Raw genomic sequence first — 16170 nt, 5'->3', positions numbered from 1 at the left:
GAGCGCATCCGCGCCCGGGCCGCTTTGGTTTGTTGCATTTGCCGAATTGCGCGGCCATATAGCGACAAGTTGACAGGAGGCCATGATGACCCACTACCTCGACTTTGAAAAACCGCTGGCCGAAATCGAAGGCAAGGCGGAAGAGCTGCGTGCCATGGCGCGTGAAAACGAGGACATGGACATCGAGGACGAAGCCAAGGCGCTGGACCGCAAGGCAGACGCCCTGTTGCAGGACCTTTACAAAAAGCTGACGCCCTGGCGCAAATGCCAGGTGGCGCGCCATCCCAACCGCCCGCATTGCAAAGACTACATCGACGCGCTGTTCACCGAATACACGCCGCTGGCCGGGGACCGGAACTTTGCCGACGATCACGCGGTGATGGGCGGCCTTGCGCGGTTCAACGACACTCCGGTCATGGTCATCGGCCATGAAAAGGGCAACGACACGCAATCGCGGATCGAACGCAATTTCGGCATGGCCCGCCCCGAGGGCTATCGCAAGGCGATCCGGCTGATGGAAATGGCCGACAAGTTCGGCCTGCCGGTGGTGTCGCTGGTCGACACGCCCGGTGCCTATCCCGGCAAGGGCGCCGAGGAACGCGGCCAGTCCGAAGCGATTGCCCGGTCGACGGAAAAATGCCTGCAGATCGGCGTGCCGCTGGTGTCGGTCATCATCGGCGAAGGCGGTTCGGGCGGGGCGGTCGCCTTTGCCACGGCGAACCGTTTGGCGATGCTGGAACATTCGGTCTATTCGGTAATCTCGCCCGAGGGTTGTGCCTCGATCCTGTGGAAAGACAGCGACAAGATGCGCGAAGCCGCCGAGGCGCTGCGCCTGACCGCACAGGACCTGCTGAAGCTGGGCGTGGCCGACCGGATGATCCCCGAGCCGCTGGGCGGGGCGCACCGCGACGCCGCCAAGACCATCGACGCCGTCGGCAAGGCGATTGCCGCGATGCTGGACGATCTGGCCGGGCAAAAGCCCAAGGAACTGATCGGCGCGCGCCGCCAGAAATACCTGGGCATGGGCGCTAAGGGTCTGGCGGCCTGAGGGCGGCCGGTTGCGGCCCCCCTCGTAACAATGCTTACGGTGCTGTGATCGCGCGTCAGGGTTTCGTTTGGTGACAGACCCGGCGCGGCGGGCAATAGTCGCGGCATGGAATTGCTTTTTGCATATGGCGCGGGCCTGCTGACGCTGATCAACCCCTGTGTTGTTCCCGTCCTGCCCATCGTGATCGCGACGGCCCTGCAGGCCAGTCGCCTGGGGCCGGTCGTGATGGCCGCCGGGCTGAGCCTGTCGTTTGTCGTTCTGGGGATTGGTGTCACCGCCTTTGGCCATGCGCTGGGGCTGGACATCGACATGATCTCCAAGGCCAGCGCGGTCTTGATGATCCTGTTCGGTCTGGCGCTGCTGCTGCCGCAGGCCGGGGCGGTTCTGGCCGGGGCCACCGCCGGGCTTTCGGCGCGGGCCGATGCGCAGATGGACACGGTTGATCGTGGCGGGCTGCGCGGTCAGTTCCTGGGCGGTTTGCTGCTGGGCGCGGTCTGGAGCCCCTGCATCGGTCCGACGCTGGGCGGCGCCATTTCGCTGGCCTCGCAGGGCGAAGGGCTGGGCCGCGCGACGCTGATCATGGTGTTCTTTGCCGCCGGGGTTTCGACGCTGATCCTTGGGCTGGCCTATGGCACACGCGGCGCGATCGGGCGGCACAATGCCCTGCTGCGCCGGCTTGCGGTGCGGGCGCGCCCGCTGCTGGGCGGCACCTTTTTGCTGGTCGGCACTGCGCTTTTGCTGAACTGGCACCACGTGATCGAAGCCTGGCTGATCGGCGCGCTGCCGCCCTGGCTGATCGACCTTTCCGTATCCCTTTGACCCCTGACCAAGGAGACCCAAGATGAACAGACGTGACTTTTTGATTCTGTCCGCAGGCGCTGCGGCCCTGCCTCTGGCTGCCAAGGCCGCCCCGCTGACCTATGCCACCGGCCTGGTGGAACAGCGGCTGGCCGCTGGCGAAACCGTGTTCCTGGACTTCAAGGCCAGCTGGTGTTCGACTTGCGCCGCGCAAGAGCGGGTGATCCAGGCGCTGAAGGCCGAGAACCCCGACTACGAGGAAAAGATCACCTTTATCGACGTGGACTGGGACGAACACGGCAAGTCCAAGCTGGCGAAATCGCTGAACATTCCGCGCCGCTCGACGCTGGTGGCGCTGAAGGGCGACCAAGAGCTGGGCCGCATTGTCGCCCAGACCTCGACCGCCAGCATCAAGGCGCTGATGGACACCGCCCTGGGCGCCGCAAGCGCCTGATCCCAGGTCCCAGGTCCCTGACCCTTATCAATCTCGAGAGGCCCGCCGGACCGCCTGCGCGGTGGCAAGCGGGCCGATCAGTTCAAAGACCACCGTGGTGCCGATGGTCAGTGTCAGGATCGTTTCCGCATGGGCCGGAAAGCTTTGTGCCGCGATCAGGGCCATGCCCACGGCCACCCCCGCCTGCGGCAGCAGCGCCGGGCCGATCCAGCGGCTGTCCTGTGCCGACAGCCCGCCCAGCCGCCCGCCGATCCAGCCGCCCACCAGGCGCGCGGCGATGCGCAGCACCACATACCCCAGCCCCAGCGCCCCGACCTGCCAAAGCGCACCCAGCTCCATCGCGGCGCCCGCCAGCAGGAAGAACAGGATCAGGAAGGGCCGCTCGATCAGCTCGATCTCGTGGAAGGCGCGTTCATGATGGCGTGCCCTGTTGGCGATCACCGCCCCCGCGACCATCCCGGCCAGCAAAAAGGACAGGTTCAGCCACAGTGCGACCCCGGCGGTCAGGAACACCAGGCCAAGCGCCTCGAGCTGGGTCGGCTCTCCGGGTTTGAGACGGCCGGTCAGGTAGGCGCCGGGCAGGCCGATCACGACCCCAAGCACGGTTGCCCCGCCGATTTCGCGCAGTGCGCCGGTGACATGCCCGGTTTCGACCCCGCCGCTGGCCAGGGCCTGCGCCCCGACCATCGCCAGCGCAAAGACGATCATCCCCCAGGCATCGTCGATCGCGACGACCCCGCGCAACGTATCGGCAAAGCGACCCCGCGCGGCGGTTTCGCGCAGCGTTTCCTGGGTGGCGGCCGGGTCGGTCGCGGTGGCGATGGCCCCCAGCAACAGCGCCAGTTCCGGCGGCACCCCGATCAGCATCAGGCCCAGCGTCAGGCCGATCACCGTCACCACGACAACCATGCCGGACACGCACAGGATCGCCCTGCCCCGTTCGCTGAGCCGGTCGCGGGTCAGCGAGCCGCCCAGCAGAAAGGCCACCATGGTCAGGGCCACGGCCGACAGCGCTTCGTACAGGTTCAGGGCGGCGGCGGGGATCAGCCCCAGCGCCGAAGGGCCGACCGCGATGCCCAGCAGCAACAGCAAGGTCACGCGCGGCAGCCTTGTCCGGCGGCCCAGCGTGTCCGCCGCCAGCCCGGCCAGAAACAGCGCGCCAAAGCCGGTAAAGGCCGGGGCCAGCTGTGTCAGGCCGCCCGCCTCCATCAGCTGGCCAGCATGCGCAGGCCCTGCGTCACGTCCGAGCGGACCGCCAGTCGCAGCCCCGGTTCATCCCCGGCCTTGAGCGCGGCGATGATCAGGCGGTGATACTGCGGCGGATCGGACCGGCGCAGGCGCGTGTAAAGCGCCCGCATGGTCGGACCCAGCTGCAACCAGACGGTTTCGCACATCGCCAGCATCGCCGGGGCCTGCGCCCGCAGGTACAGCGTGCGGTGGAATTCAAGGTTGGTGCGGATATAGCTGACCGCATCGCGGTTGCTGACCGCATCGGCGATGGTCGAATTGATCGTCTGCAGCCGTTCGATCAGCGCCATATGGGCGCGCGGCAGGGCGCGTGAGGCCAGCTCGACCTCGATCAGGCTGCGCAGGGCGGCCAGTTCCTCGATCCGTTCGTTCGTCAGTTCGGGCGTTGCGACGCGGCCCGAATTGGACATCGACAGCGCGCCTTCGGCGACCAGCCGGTTCACCGCCTCGCGGGCGGGGGTCATCGAGACGTCGAATTCACGGCCGATGCCACGCAGGGTCAGCGCCTGCCCCGGTTCGATCTGGCCGTGCATGATGCGCGTGCGCAGCCCGCGATAGACGCGGTCATGGGCCGAGGTCGAGGTGTCAGCGGGGCGCGGTGTGATCGTGTGCATGGGTGATTTGTGATCACGTTTGACGGGGCCGTCAATGCCCAAGACAGTCGCCCGGGGGCTGACTGACCGGCGCCCGGGCGAGACTAGTCGAAACGGTAGCGGTGCAGTTGCGGGCCTTGGGTCCGCAGCCAGCGGCGCGGGGCCTTCCAGTCGCCGTACAGCCGTTCGACCACGGCCCAGAAGGCGGGGGAATGGTTCATTTCGGCCAGATGCGCGACCTCGTGCGCGGCGACGTAGTCAAGCACCGCCGGCGGGGCGAGGATCAGCCGCCAGGAATACATCAACCCGCCATCCGCCGTGCACGACCCCCAGCGCGAGCGCGTGTCGCGCAACGTCAGGCGCGTATAGGGGCGGCCCAGCGCCTGCGAATAGCGGTCCGATGCCTCGGCCAGCCGATCCCGCGCCAGTGTTTTCACAAAGGCCTGCACGCGGCGCGGCACCTGATCCTGGTGGCCCGGCACTTCGAGCGCGGTTTCGGTCAGGCGCACGGCGCGGCCCGACCCGGGGCGAATCGGCAGGTCGGCGCCATGCAGCGGCAGCAGGGCGCCGTGGGTGACGGGGACTTCGGCCTGTTGCTGATCAAGATGCGCGCGCAGCCAGCTTTCCTTGGACAGCACGAAATCGCGGCCCTCGGCCTCGGACACGCCTTTGGGCAGGGTCAGGGTGACGCGCCCGTCCAGACGCGACAGGCGCAGCGACAACCGCCGCGCCCGCGCCGAGCGCCGCAGAATCACCGGGATCGGAGGATTGCCGGGTAGGTTGATCTGGCCCATATGCCGCTTGCCCGTCTGTTTCGCGCCAAAGCCTTTGACATGGCCCCCCTGTTATGGCAGTTGGCCCGGATTGTCGACATGACCACGAGTTTGAAGGGAATCTCTGATGCCCAAAGAAGAATGGGGTGTAAAACGCGTCTGCCCGACCACGGGCAAGCGTTTTTATGACCTGAACAAGAATCCGATCGTCAGCCCCTATACCGGTGAGGTCGTGAACCTTGAGACCGGCAAGCGCGGCCAGATCCTGGCCGATGCGGCTGACAAGGCGTCGAAAGCGGCCGCCGCAGAGGAAACCGATGAGGTCGATCTGCTGGACGATGACGATGTCGAAGTCGATCTGGACGATGACGATGTTCTGGAAGACGAAGACGACGACAACGTGTCGTTGGACGATATTGCCGACGTCGCAAGCGACGGCGACGACGAGTCCTGAAGAATTTGTTGCAGGGCGGGATTTTTCCGCTTGATCCCGCCCGCAGCATTGCGTAATCACCCGCGAACGGTGCCTTTGGTACCAACACTGATGGGGCCTTAGCTCAGCTGGGAGAGCGCTTGCATGGCATGCAAGAGGTCAGGGGTTCGATCCCCCTAGGCTCCACCAAATCCCATCATCGACAGTGAAATCGTGACGCCGCGCCAGTTCGCGTATTGTGCTGATATGCGACTGCGTGTCAGCCCTGCGTCACCACGACATCACAGCCCCAGGTGCGGCAGGCCGCATCCAGCCCCCCGGGCAGCGGGCGATCGGTCACAAAGACGTCGATTTCCGCCAAAGAGGCGATTCGAACCGGGGCGCTTCGGGTGAACTTGGTGTGATCCGCCACCAGCAGGGTGCGCCGCGATTGCCGCAGGATCGTCTGACTGACGCTGATTTCCTGAATGTCATAGTCCAGCATGTCGCCCTCGGCATCGAGGGCAGAGCAGCCGATCACCGCCATGTCGAACTTGAACTGGCGGATCGTCTCGGCGGCCAGGTTGCCGACCAGCCCGCCATCGGCGCGGCGCAACTGGCCGCCGGTCACGATGACCTCGCAATCGGGGTTCGCGGCCAGGATGGTCGCGACGTTCATGTTGTTGGTCACCACCATCAGGTTGCGATGGCCCAGCAGGGCGCTGGCGACGGCCTCGGTGCTGGTGCCGATGTTGAGGAACAGGGAAATGTCGTCGGGGATGCGCGCGGCGCAGGCCTGTGCCATGGCCGCCTTGCCCGCCGCGTTGATCGCCCGGCGTTCGTCATAGCCGATGTTCGTCGTCCCCGACGGCAGGACTGCCCCGCCGTGCACACGCTCGAGCTTGCCGGCCTCGCCCAGTTCGGTCAGGTCGCGGCGGATGGTCTGCAACGTCACGCCGAAATGACCGGCCAGCCCCTCGACCGTGACCTTGCCCTGCCTGCGGGCGATTTCCAGGATTTCGGGGTGGCGAAAGGTCTGAGACATGCGCGGGCGGTCCAAGGCTGAGGTCAGCGCCAAGCATAACGCCCGCCCCAACAGGCACAAGCGAAACCGAACAAAAACGCGTATCCACTTTTGGAAATCACTCTTCAAGCCGGCAAAACGGGGCAAAACCGAACCCATACGAACAAATTTCTTGCCATATCGCGGAAATAAGAACATACCCGGGCGCATCAACCCAAGGGGGATTCCCATGCCGCAGACGGCTGACGATACCATCCGCGACCTGTTCATCATCGGCGGCGGCATCAATGGCTGCGGCATTGCCCGCGACGCGGCCGGGCGCGGGCTTTCGGTCAGCCTTGCCGAGATGAACGATCTGGCCTCGGCGACCTCTTCAGCCTCGACCAAGCTGTTCCACGGCGGCCTGCGCTACCTTGAATATTTCGAATTCCGGCTGGTCCGAGAGGCGCTGATCGAGCGCGAAACCCTGCTTCGGGCGATGCCGCACATCAGCTGGCCGATGCGGTTCGTGCTGCCTTATCACAAGGACATGCGGTTCGAATCGGACACCCCGACATCGCGCCTGCTGGGGCTGTTCATGCCCTGGATGAAGGGTCGCCGCCCCGCCTGGCTGATCCGGCTGGGACTGTTCCTGTATGACCACCTGGGCGGGCGCAAGATCCTGCCCGGCACCCGGACGCTGGACCTGAAAGGCACGGCCGAGGGCGCGCCGCTGCAAGACCGCTTTGCCCGCGCCTATGAATATTCCGACTGCTGGATCGAGGATTCGCGGCTGGTCGTGCTGAACGCCCGCGATGCGCAGGCGCGCGGCGCGCAGATCATGACCCGGACAAGGGTCGTGTCCGCCACCCGCGAAAACGGACTGTGGCACATCGAAACGCAAGACACCGAAACCGGCAAGACGCAGGCGCACAAGGCCCGCATCCTGATCAACGCCGGAGGCCCCTGGGTGGGCGACATCATCCGCCAGACCGTGCGGCTGAATTCCCGCGAAGGGGTGCGGCTGGTGCGCGGCAGCCATATCGTGACGCGGCGGCTGTATGATCACGACAAATGCTATTTCTTCCAGGGGACCGACGGGCGGATCATCTTTGCCATCCCCTACGAAGGCGATTTCACCCTGATCGGGACCACCGACGCCGACCATGCCAGCCCATCGGACCGGCCCGAATGCACCCCCGAGGAACGGCGCTATCTGATCGACTTCGCCAACCAGTATTTTGCCCAAAGCCTGACCGAGGACGACGTGGTCTGGAGCTATTCCGGCGTGCGCCCGCTGTTCGACGACGGGGCCAGCAGTGCCTCGGCGGCGACGCGGGATTATACGCTGAAGCTGGACAGCGACGGCGCGCCGCTGCTGAACATCTTTGGCGGCAAGATCACCACCTATCGCCGCCTCGCCGAAAGCGCGATGGACAAGCTGGCCGACCATCTGCCGGGGCTTGCCGGTGCCTGGACCGCAGGGGTGCCTCTGCCCGGCGGGGATTTCCCGGTGACCGGCGTCGACCGGCTGATCGACGATCTGCGCGCGCGCTTTGCCTTTCTGGGGGACCGCTGGGCGCGCCGGATGGTGCGCGCCTATGGCACCGAGGCAGCGGAGATCCTGGGAACCGCCAAGACGCCCGCCGACCTGGGCCGCGATTTCGGGGCAACCCTGACCGAGGCCGAAGTGATCTGGCTGATGGACAAGGAATACGCCCGCACCGCCGAAGACGTGGTCTGGCGGCGCAACAAGCTGGGCCTGCGCCTGAGCGCCGCGCAGATCGCCGCGCTGGACGATTGGATGGCGGCGCGGCAGCGCTGACGCCCGCGAAGGGGTCAGGGGCAGGCGCCGGTCGTGACGCGCGGCGATCCGCGCCAGCAGACCGTGGCCCGCCCCAGCCCCGTCACCACCCAGCCGTCGCCGGCCTGTTCCAGCAGTACCCGAAACACCTGACCGGCCACGGAATCGTCGGCCCAGCCGGTTTCCAGCACGTTTGCGGCGATCCTTGTCCCCTCTTGCGCCATTTCCAGCAAAAGCCTGGGGCGGCCTTCGGCCTGGTCCTGTGATGGAAAACCCAGCGCAAGCAGCGCGACGATCCCGCCTGGATCAGGCAGTGTCCAGTCGGGTGTCTGTTGCGCTTCAAAGCCTTGCAGATCATGGGCCAGGCCCAGTTCGTCCAGGATCGAGGGCGGGCGGGGCGGCCAAAGCGCGATCTGCTGGCCGCTGTCCAGCACCAGCGCCGCCTCGGTCAGAACCGCGCCCCATTCGCTGATCTCGTAGCGGTAGACAAAGGCGCCTTCGCCCACGCCGGGGGCAATGCGGGTGCTGCTTTCGATGGTGCCGGTCATCGGCTGGACCTGCGCGGACGAGATCAGGGCAGAGCTGAAGACATCGCCGATCCGCGGGTGCGCCCAGTCGATCTGGTCGTCGGGGCCATAGTCGAAATCAAAGGTCGGTTCGGTGAACAATAGCGGCACAAGGGCGCCGCCGCGTTCCAGGATCATCACCGACAGCTGATCGGCAAAACCCATCCGGCAGGGTACCCGGTGCAGGACACCGTCGCCAAAGGGCTGGCTGGTCAGCCCCTGGGTCATCGTGCATTCGCCCGGGGCAAGGGCATCGCGCAGCGCAAACAGTGCGGCCTGATCGGCAGCGCCCGCCTTGGCCCCGACACTCAGGGCCAGCACGGCAAGGGCTGCGGTCGTCGGTTTCATCATCGGTTCCTTTGTTGGTCTCCGGGCCAGCTGCCCGGGAACACGATAGCCCAAGGATGGGCGCCGCGCAGGATCATTTCCAGACCTTTTCCTGCGGCATGAGCAATCCCCCAGAAAGGGGGTGCAGCGGACACGGGCAAGGCGGAAACCGGGGCTGGCATGCGCTGCGAAAATCGCGACAATGGTCAGGAATGCGGCGCGCCTTGCCAGGACCCCGCGCCGCAAGGTGGCAGGAGCTTGCCGGTTGGCGGCCTTGGCGCCGCAAATGGGGGTTTTCCCCCAGTGCGCCCGACACGGATTTCGGGCCTTGTGCCATGCAAGGGGGCCGGTTGGCCCGCGCCTGCCCGATGACAGCCCTTTGAAAAGGAGACCCGCCATGGTCCGCCCCACTCTGACCCTGCCTGCCGCCCTGATGATCAGCACCGGTCTTGCCGGACTGGCCCAGGCCCAGGCCCTCCCGGAAATCACCAGCATCGAACTGGGGCAGGCCGGGATCGCCCGCTATACCATGACCGCCGAGACAAGCGGCACCCGGATCCGGTTTGCCGTGCCGGCGGCGGCCTCCAGCGACGTGCTGGCCTCCTTGATCGTGCGCGATCCGGCGGGCGGTGTGGTGGACCTGCAGACCGACACGCCGGGTTCGGCCGCCGCCGCCCTGCGCGAAACGGAATTTGCCGCCGGCATTCCCACCGACACCCCTGCCCTGCTTGAGGCTTTGAAAGGCCAGGAGGTCACTCTGACCACCGCGCTTGGCAGCACCACGGGCCGGGTCATGGGGCTGCGCCGCTTTGATGCGGTCGAGGATACGCAGCGGGTGGACCGTCTGGCAGCCCTGCTGCTGACCCAGGATGGCGTGGCCGAGGTGGTGCTGCTTCCCGGCACCAAGGTGACCTTTTCCCAAGAGGCCGCGCAGCACCTGGCCAGGGCGATGGACCAGTCCCGGATCGCCGCGGATGTCCGCCAGTTCGACCTGACTCTTGCCGCGGACACCCCGCGCGCCGTTGATCTGTCCTATGTGACCGAGGCGGCCGCCTGGAAGAATTCGTGGCGGTTGCTGCTGGACGAAGGGCGCCTGCAGGGCTGGGCCACCTTTGAAAACGTGTCGGGCGCGGATTGGCAGGATGTTGACCTGACTCTGACCACCGGCGCGCCGGTCGCCTATCGGCGCGATCTGATCAATCCGCTGATGATCGCCAGGAACGAGGCCGATGGCACCCATCCGGTGCCCATCGACGTGCAGGCCGACAGCGGTGTCGGGCTGATGGCCATGGCAAGCGCCCGCGCGGCGCCCGCGCCAAAGATGGAAATGGAGCCGGTGATGGTTTCCGGCAGCGAGTCCGAGGGAACGCAACTGCAAAGCAGCGGCATCCTGCGCTATGCCCTGCCCAATCCCGTCGATCTGCAAGATGGCCGCACCGCAAACCTGATGTACCTGGACCTGCCGATCGAGCCGGACATTCGCGGGCTGTATCGCCCGGACGAAATGGAGGACTCGATCCTGCTGGCCGCCGCGATCCATGCCGATCAACCGCTGGCCCCGGGGCTGGTGTCGGTCCAGGACAAGGACGGCTTTGTCGGGGATGCCCGGTTTGACGGGATGCTGGCCGGTCAGACCCGGCTGCTGCCCTTTGCCGCCGCAACCGGCAGCACGATCCTGACCGACAGCACCGAGCGCTATGCCCTGACCACCCTGGTCCACATGCAGGGCACACTGACGATGGAATTCCAGAACACCCGCACCACCACCTATTCTGGCGCCATGCCGGAAATGGTCGATCTGTTCACCGTCGAGCACCCCAAGGGGTTTGGCGATATCGACGGCGCCACCGGCACCATCGAACATGGCGATTGGTTCTATCGCATCACCGCCCCGGTCACCGATGGCAAAGGCGTGATCAGCCTGACAGAAAAAGCCGTGTACCAGCGGCAGGTGCGCATCGGCGACGGCAATTTCGCCAGTATCCTGGCCGAGATCGCCTCGGGCCAGGTCAGCCTGTCTGACGAACACCGCGCGGCCTTTGACGACGCCCGCGCCCTCAAGACCCGGATCGACGCCGCCAAGCGCGAGATCGAGTCGCTGCGCGGGCGCTATGACGGATTGACCCAGGAACAAAAGCGCCTGCGCGAGAACCTGGACAGCGTCAAACAAGAGGCCCTGCGCGACCGTTACCTGACCGCGCTGGACAAGACCGAAACCGAGATTGCCGGCAACTTTGACAGGATCAACGCGCTGGAAGCCCAGATCTCCGGGCTGGAACAGGATTTGCTGACGGTCTTTGCCGGGTTCTGAGCCGCAGGCGACCCCGTCCCCGGGCGCGCCCTTGCCCGCCCGGCAGCAATCGTGAACGATGCCTTTGTCGATGAAATCGGCCGGAGGGATGCCAGCCCCCCGGCTTTACCGCCGCAAGGCCGCCCTGAAAGAAAGCGCCCGATGTCCAAGATCCTGATCACCTGCGCCGTCACCGGCTCGATCCACACGCCGTCCATGTCGCCGCATCTGCCGGTCACGCCGGAGGACATCACCGGGCAATCGCTGGACGCCGCCGAGGCGGGGGCCGCCATCCTGCACCTTCATGCGCGCGATCCCTTGGATGGCCGCCCCTCGTCCAGCCCCGAGGATTTCATGGCCTTCCTGCCGCGTCTCAAACAGGCGACGGGGGCGGTGCTGAACATCACCACCGGGGGCAACGCCAGCATGACGCTGGAACAGCGCCTTGCCGCACCCAAGCGGATCGAACCGGAAATGTGCAGCCTGAACATGGGGTCGATGAACTTTGCCACCTACCCGGCAGCAGACCGCATCACCGAATGGAAACACGATTGGGAAAAGCCGTTCCTCGAAGCCTCGGAGGATATGGTGTTCAAGAACACGCCGCGCGACATTGCGCAGGTTCTGACCCAGATGGGGGCCGAGCGCGGCGCGCGGTTCGAGTTCGAGTGCTACGACGTCAGCCACCTGTACATGCTGCGGCACTTTCTGGATCGCGGGCTGGTGCAGGGGCCGCTCTTCCTGCAGTTCGTCTTTGGCGTGCTGGGGGGCATCGGCGCGGACCCGGAAAACCTGACCCACATGAAACGCATCGCCGACAAGCTGTTCGGCGAGGACTACATGTTCTCGGTGCTGGCGGCGGGACGGCACCAGATGCCGATGGCGGCGATGTCGGCGGCCATGGGCGGGCATGTGCGCGTCGGGCTGGAGGACAGCCTGTTCATCGCGCGCGGCGAACTGGCCACCAGCAATGCCCAGCAGGTCGAAAAGGTCCGCCGCATTGTCGAGGATCTGGGCCGCGAGGTCGCAACCCCGGACGAAGCGCGCGCGATGCTGGGCCTCAAGGGGGCGGATCGCACCGCCATATGACCCGGGCGGGACAGGCGCGCCCTTCAGGCCAGAAAGGCGCGGCGCAGCAGGTTCAGCCCGGCGACCAGCAGAACAACCAGCGTCGCGCGGCGAAAGGCGCGTTGGTCGATCCGGTCCTGCACCATGCCGCCCAGCCACATGCCCAGAACCGCAGGCCCCAGCAGCGCCAGCGACAGCCAGATCGTCCGTTCGTTCAGGATGCCCGACCCGACATGCGCCACGGTCAGCGCCACGGCCCCAAGACCATAGATCACCCCCTGCACCCGCATCTGTTCGCGCTTTTCCGTGCCGAGGGCGGTCAGATAGGCCACCGTCGGCGGCCCCCAGACCCCGGACATGCCGCCGATGAACCCGGCAAAGGCGCCAATCGCCGCCTCGACCTTTTGGTTCCCGGCGGCGATCTGCGGCTGCCAGCCCGCCAGTTGCAGCACCACGAACAAAACCACGGGCACGCCGATGGCCAGCAGGAACAGCCGTTCCGGCATGACCGCCACCAACAGTGACGATCCCATCAGGAACACCAGCCCGACCAGCAAAAACACCCGAAACCGCCGCACAGACCCCAGCGCCGCGCCGGGCCCCTGCCGCAGCGCCTGCATGCCATTGGTCACCACCGTGGGGATGATCAGCCCGGCCAGCGCCAGACCCGGCGGCAGAAAGCTGGACAGGCCGGACACAAGGATCATCGGCATGGCGAATCCCACCATGCCCTTGACGACGCCCGCAAGCAGCGCAATTCCAAGGGCAAGCGCCCAAAGGGCGGGGGTCAGTTCGGGCAGCAGAGTCTCCATGCCGGTCTGTTAGCATGCCTGTTTCCGCCGCACCGCAAAAAACGAATGCGCAACAAATGAACAAAGCGCCGCAGCAACGGGTATTTTTGTTGCGCTGCACCTGCAAAATGGCTATCCAGCCTTGGAAAATGAAAAAGGACATGAATCATGGCGCATGATGGACAAGATATGACCCTTGCGGGCGCAATTCTGCCTGACCTTCTGGCCCTGACCGGCGCGGCTGTTGCCCCGGTCGAACACGTCTTCGAAGCCGCACGCAGCAGCGTCCGCGACATGGTGTCGGTCGACGGCCGCGTGTCCGGTGCCGCGCTCGAGGCGAACCAGACCGCCGCGCACGGGCTGGCCTGGTTGGCCACCTACCTGGAATCGCTGCGCCAGATGCAGAACTGGGCCACCAAGATGCAGGCAGAAGGCACCTTTGGCGAGGTCGAGGAACTGCTGCACCAGATCGCATTCGGCGAATACCTGGGCCAGATCCGTGGTGGCATCCTGATGAACCAGGGCGAAATTATCCGCCTGCACGATCTGGGCCTGACGGCAGATGACGCCGCCGCGCTGGACACCGCCGAAATCAACAAGCTGATCGCCGAGGCCAATTCCCCCGCCGCCCGCACCCGTCTGGTGCAGCTGATGGAAGAACAGTCCGCCGAGATCACCGTGGGCAAGACCGGCCTCGACGAAGAACTGGAAATGATCCGCGAACAGTTCCGCCGCTATACCGTGGACAAGGTCGAACCCTTTGCCCACGAATGGCACCTCAAAGACGAACTGATCCCGATGGAGGTCATCGAGGAACTGGCCGAAATGGGCGTCTTTGGCCTGACCATCCCCGAGGAATACGGCGGCTTTGGCCTGTCCAAGGCCTCGATGTGCGTCGTCTCCGAAGAACTGTCGCGCGGCTATATCGGCGTCGGCTCGCTGGGCACGCGCTCGGAAATCGCGGCCGAACTGATCATCGCAGGCGGCACCGAAGAGCAGAAACAGAAATGGCTGCCGGCGCTCGCCTCGGGTGAAAAGCTGCCCACCGCTGTCTTTACCGAACCCAACACAGGGTCCGATCTCGGGTCGCTGCGCACCCGCGCGGTCAAGGACGAGAACGGCGACTACACCGTGACCGGCAACAAGACCTGGATCACCCACGCCGCCCGCACCCATGTCATGACCCTGCTGGCCCGGACCGATCCGAACACCAGCGATTACAAGGGCCTGTCGATGTTCCTGGCGGAAAAGACCCCGGGCGACGACGCCAACCCCTTCCCGACCGAGGGCATGACCGGCGGCGAAATCGAAGTGCTCGGCTATCGCGGCATGAAGGAATACGAACTGGGCTTTGACGGCTTCAAGGTCAAAGGTGAAAACCTGCTGGGCGGCGAAGAAGGCAAGGGCTTCAAGCAGCTCATGGAAACCTTCGAAAGCGCCCGCATCCAGACCGCCGCACGCGCGATCGGCGTGGCGCAATCGGCGCTGGACGTAGGCATGAAATACGCCCAGGACCGCAAGCAGTTCGGCAAATCCCTGATCGCCTTCCCGCGTGTGTCGGGCAAACTGGCGATGATGGCCGTGGAAATCATGATCGCCCGCCAGCTGACCTATTTCAGCGCCTGGGAAAAGGACCACGGCCGCCGCTGCGACCTCGAGGCTGGCATGGCCAAGCTGCTGGGCGCGCGCGTGGCCTGGGCCGCGGCCGACAACGCCCTTCAAATCCACGGCGGCAACGGCTTTGCCCTCGAATACGCGGTGTCCCGCATCCTGTGTGACGCGCGCATCCTCAACATCTTCGAAGGTGCCGCCGAAATTCAGGCCCAGGTCATCGCCCGCCGCCTTCTGGCCTAAGCACAGCAGCCCACCCCAAAAACCCAAGGCCCCGCCCCAACCGGCGGGGCTTTTTGCTGTCCCATGGCTTCTTCTTGGCCAAAATACTCTGGGGGAGCGCCGCAGGCGCGGGGGCAAAGCCCCCCGTTTGATCCACCTCAAAGCCGCGCCGCGGCGTCCATGGTCTTGAGACCTCAATCACATCTCAGGAGCATGATATGTCCTTCAAGGAAAAATTCGCCGAAACCCGCAACAACCTGCGCGAATTGCGCAAGGCCATTCCCGACACTTTCGGTGGCTTTGTGCAGATGGAACAGGCCGCCAGCGCCGATGGCGCCCTGACGCACAAGCAAAAGGAACTGATCGCCCTTGGCATCGCGGTGGCCCTGCGCTGCGAGGATTGCATCATCAGCCATGTCGGCGCCTGCCTGCGCGCCGGTGTCACCCGCGCCGAGATCGTCGAGGCCCTGGGCACCGCGATCCAGATGTCCGGCGGACCCGGCTTGATGTATGCGTCCAAGGCGCTCGCCGCCTACGACGAGGCTGCCTGAAACGGCGATTTTCCAAACCCTTAGTCCGCAAAACCCCCTGCGGCATCCTGTCACGACGGACGGTCCGGGACCGTCCGTTTAATATATGTGAAAAACGGAATATATGGAACATGACATGAAAAATCTCGCTCTCGCCCTGCTGCTTGCCTCGACCCCTGCCATCGCCTTTGCCCAGGCCGGGCAGCCCGGTGCGCATTTCGTCGAAAACTGGGATCTCGACGGCAACGGCTCGGTCTCGCTCGAAGAGGCGGTCGAACGCCGCGGCGACGTCTTTACCACCTTCGACTCCGACGAAGACGGATTTCTGAACGACGAAGAATACGCCCTGTTCGACGAGGCCCGCGCCCTCGACATGGCGAACGAACCCGGCGGCCATGGTCAGGGTAACATGAAGAACGCCGCCGAGGGCATGGAAAAGGCGCTGAATGACGTGGACGGCGACGGCAAGGTCAGCCGCGAGGAATTCATCGGTCAGGCCCAGGTCTGGATCGCCGAGATGGACCTGGACAAGGACGGCGTGATCACCACGGCGGATTTCGCCATGCGTCGCGGCATGATGGGCGGCGGTCAGGGCCACGGCAAGAAGGTCGGCAACTGAGACAAAGCAAAGG

17 protein-coding genes and 1 tRNA gene are annotated in these 16170 nt (G+C 65.5%); 12 read left to right on the top strand and 6 right to left on the bottom strand.

Features of this window, described 5'->3' with window-relative positions:
* The first annotated feature begins 85 nt into the window (after positions 1–85).
* The 3 genes from QF118_RS05610 (at position 86) to QF118_RS05600 (ending at position 2300) form a co-directional block, all read left to right on the top strand.
* A complete protein-coding gene (locus QF118_RS05610; RefSeq protein ID WP_282301663.1) occupies positions 86–1048 on the top strand; it encodes an acetyl-CoA carboxylase carboxyltransferase subunit alpha in 963 nt (320 codons plus the stop codon).
* A gap of 105 nt (positions 1049–1153) precedes the next feature.
* Positions 1154–1867 (top strand): cytochrome c biogenesis CcdA family protein, encoded by a 714-nt coding sequence (locus QF118_RS05605; RefSeq protein ID WP_282301662.1) that lies wholly within the window; start codon positions 1154–1156, stop codon positions 1865–1867.
* 22 nt (positions 1868–1889) lie between these two features.
* Positions 1890–2300, top strand: a complete 411-nt coding sequence (locus QF118_RS05600) for a thioredoxin family protein (RefSeq protein ID WP_282301661.1) — start codon at positions 1890–1892, stop codon at positions 2298–2300.
* Positions 2301–2327: 27 nt separating this feature from the next.
* Here the strand turns inward: QF118_RS05600 and QF118_RS05595 are convergent, their stop codons facing one another.
* From QF118_RS05595 to QF118_RS05585, 3 genes are all read right to left on the bottom strand, one after another.
* Positions 2328–3509: a cation:proton antiporter gene (locus QF118_RS05595; protein WP_282301660.1), complete on the bottom strand. Its 1182-nt coding sequence runs from the start codon at positions 3507–3509 to the stop codon at positions 2328–2330.
* Entirely contained in the window at positions 3509–4162 is a 654-nt protein-coding gene (locus tag QF118_RS05590) for a GntR family transcriptional regulator (RefSeq protein WP_282301659.1), read from the bottom strand. The genes QF118_RS05595 and QF118_RS05590 overlap by 1 nt, the downstream gene beginning before the upstream one ends.
* A gap of 83 nt (positions 4163–4245) precedes the next feature.
* Complete coding sequence (locus tag QF118_RS05585; protein ID WP_282301658.1) at positions 4246–4935, bottom strand: M48 family metallopeptidase; 690 nt, start codon at positions 4933–4935, stop codon at positions 4246–4248.
* Between the two features lie 106 nt (positions 4936–5041).
* Between QF118_RS05585 and QF118_RS05580 the strand changes: the two genes are divergently transcribed.
* Together QF118_RS05580 and QF118_RS05575 are read left to right on the top strand one after the other, a co-directional pair.
* The gene (locus QF118_RS05580) at positions 5042–5368 is read left to right on the top strand and encodes a TIGR02300 family protein (protein ID WP_282301657.1); all 327 of its coding nucleotides are present in this window, start codon (positions 5042–5044) and stop codon (positions 5366–5368) included.
* 92 nt (positions 5369–5460) lie between these two features.
* Positions 5461–5536 (top strand) — tRNA-Ala (locus QF118_RS05575).
* Positions 5537–5606: 70 nt separating this feature from the next.
* Here the strand turns inward: QF118_RS05575 and QF118_RS05570 are convergent.
* Complete coding sequence (locus QF118_RS05570) at positions 5607–6371, bottom strand: DeoR/GlpR family DNA-binding transcription regulator (protein WP_282301656.1); 765 nt, start codon at positions 6369–6371, stop codon at positions 5607–5609.
* Positions 6372–6579: 208 nt separating this feature from the next.
* Here QF118_RS05570 and glpD point away from each other — a divergent pair, with 208 nt between their 5' ends.
* The gene (gene glpD / locus QF118_RS05565) at positions 6580–8154 is read left to right on the top strand and encodes a glycerol-3-phosphate dehydrogenase (protein WP_282301655.1); all 1575 of its coding nucleotides are present in this window, start codon (positions 6580–6582) and stop codon (positions 8152–8154) included.
* Positions 8155–8168: 14 nt separating this feature from the next.
* Here glpD and QF118_RS05560 read toward each other — a convergent pair whose 3' ends face one another.
* Positions 8169–9047, bottom strand: coding sequence for a hypothetical protein (locus tag QF118_RS05560; protein WP_282301654.1), 879 nt, complete (start codon positions 9045–9047; stop codon positions 8169–8171).
* Positions 9048–9423: 376 nt separating this feature from the next.
* Here QF118_RS05560 and QF118_RS05555 point away from each other — a divergent pair, with 376 nt between their 5' ends.
* Positions 9424–11337, top strand: coding sequence for a hypothetical protein (locus QF118_RS05555; RefSeq protein ID WP_282301653.1), 1914 nt, complete (start codon positions 9424–9426; stop codon positions 11335–11337).
* A 141-nt stretch (positions 11338–11478) separates the two neighbouring features.
* Positions 11479–12405: a 3,5-dioxohexanoate:acetyl-CoA acetone transferase gene (locus QF118_RS05550; protein ID WP_282301652.1), complete on the top strand. Its 927-nt coding sequence runs from the start codon at positions 11479–11481 to the stop codon at positions 12403–12405.
* Between the two features lie 23 nt (positions 12406–12428).
* Here the strand turns inward: QF118_RS05550 and QF118_RS05545 are convergent, their stop codons facing one another.
* Entirely contained in the window at positions 12429–13196 is a 768-nt protein-coding gene (locus tag QF118_RS05545; protein ID WP_282301651.1) for a sulfite exporter TauE/SafE family protein, read from the bottom strand.
* 14 nt (positions 13197–13210) lie between these two features.
* Between QF118_RS05545 and QF118_RS05540 the strand changes: the two genes are divergently transcribed.
* The 4 genes from QF118_RS05540 (at position 13211) to QF118_RS05525 (ending at position 16157) form a co-directional block, all read left to right on the top strand.
* Positions 13211–13354, top strand: coding sequence for a hypothetical protein (locus QF118_RS05540; protein WP_282301650.1), 144 nt, complete (start codon positions 13211–13213; stop codon positions 13352–13354).
* Entirely contained in the window at positions 13344–15029 is a 1686-nt protein-coding gene (locus QF118_RS05535) for an acyl-CoA dehydrogenase family protein (protein ID WP_282301649.1), read from the top strand. The genes QF118_RS05540 and QF118_RS05535 overlap by 11 nt, the downstream gene beginning before the upstream one ends.
* Positions 15030–15226: 197 nt before the next feature.
* Complete coding sequence (locus QF118_RS05530; RefSeq protein ID WP_282301648.1) at positions 15227–15559, top strand: carboxymuconolactone decarboxylase family protein; 333 nt, start codon at positions 15227–15229, stop codon at positions 15557–15559.
* A gap of 115 nt (positions 15560–15674) precedes the next feature.
* Complete coding sequence (locus tag QF118_RS05525; protein WP_282301647.1) at positions 15675–16157, top strand: EF-hand domain-containing protein; 483 nt, start codon at positions 15675–15677, stop codon at positions 16155–16157.
* Positions 16158–16170 lie beyond the last annotated feature (13 nt).

Source organism: Tropicibacter oceani (genome assembly GCF_029958925.1).
GTDB classification, from domain to species: Bacteria; Pseudomonadota; Alphaproteobacteria; order Rhodobacterales; family Rhodobacteraceae; genus Pacificoceanicola; species Pacificoceanicola oceani.
Note: the sequence above shows the minus strand (reverse complement) of the source record. Positions and strands in the feature narration are given on the sequence as shown.

What these genes read in the sequence shown, in the direction of transcription:
- QF118_RS05610 (WP_282301663.1), top strand. Translation starts at nt 86, where the DNA reads ATGACCCACTACCTCGACTTTGAAAAACCGCTGGCCGAAATCGAAGGC.
- QF118_RS05605 (WP_282301662.1), top strand. Translation starts at nt 1,154, where the DNA reads ATGGAATTGCTTTTTGCATATGGCGCGGGCCTGCTGACGCTGATCAAC.
- QF118_RS05600 (WP_282301661.1), top strand. Translation starts at nt 1,890, where the DNA reads ATGAACAGACGTGACTTTTTGATTCTGTCCGCAGGCGCTGCGGCCCTG.
- QF118_RS05595 (WP_282301660.1), bottom strand. Translation starts at nt 3,509, where the DNA reads ATGGAGGCGGGCGGCCTGACACAGCTGGCCCCGGCCTTTACCGGCTTT.
- QF118_RS05590 (WP_282301659.1), bottom strand. Translation starts at nt 4,162, where the DNA reads ATGCACACGATCACACCGCGCCCCGCTGACACCTCGACCTCGGCCCAT.
- QF118_RS05585 (WP_282301658.1), bottom strand. Translation starts at nt 4,935, where the DNA reads ATGGGCCAGATCAACCTACCCGGCAATCCTCCGATCCCGGTGATTCTG.
- QF118_RS05580 (WP_282301657.1), top strand. Translation starts at nt 5,042, where the DNA reads ATGCCCAAAGAAGAATGGGGTGTAAAACGCGTCTGCCCGACCACGGGC.
- QF118_RS05570 (WP_282301656.1), bottom strand. Translation starts at nt 6,371, where the DNA reads ATGTCTCAGACCTTTCGCCACCCCGAAATCCTGGAAATCGCCCGCAGG.
- glpD (WP_282301655.1), top strand. Translation starts at nt 6,580, where the DNA reads ATGCCGCAGACGGCTGACGATACCATCCGCGACCTGTTCATCATCGGC.
- QF118_RS05560 (WP_282301654.1), bottom strand. Translation starts at nt 9,047, where the DNA reads ATGAAACCGACGACCGCAGCCCTTGCCGTGCTGGCCCTGAGTGTCGGG.
- QF118_RS05555 (WP_282301653.1), top strand. Translation starts at nt 9,424, where the DNA reads ATGGTCCGCCCCACTCTGACCCTGCCTGCCGCCCTGATGATCAGCACC.
- QF118_RS05550 (WP_282301652.1), top strand. Translation starts at nt 11,479, where the DNA reads ATGTCCAAGATCCTGATCACCTGCGCCGTCACCGGCTCGATCCACACG.
- QF118_RS05545 (WP_282301651.1), bottom strand. Translation starts at nt 13,196, where the DNA reads ATGGAGACTCTGCTGCCCGAACTGACCCCCGCCCTTTGGGCGCTTGCC.
- QF118_RS05540 (WP_282301650.1), top strand. Translation starts at nt 13,211, where the DNA reads ATGCCTGTTTCCGCCGCACCGCAAAAAACGAATGCGCAACAAATGAAC.
- QF118_RS05535 (WP_282301649.1), top strand. Translation starts at nt 13,344, where the DNA reads ATGGCGCATGATGGACAAGATATGACCCTTGCGGGCGCAATTCTGCCT.
- QF118_RS05530 (WP_282301648.1), top strand. Translation starts at nt 15,227, where the DNA reads ATGTCCTTCAAGGAAAAATTCGCCGAAACCCGCAACAACCTGCGCGAA.
- QF118_RS05525 (WP_282301647.1), top strand. Translation starts at nt 15,675, where the DNA reads ATGAAAAATCTCGCTCTCGCCCTGCTGCTTGCCTCGACCCCTGCCATC.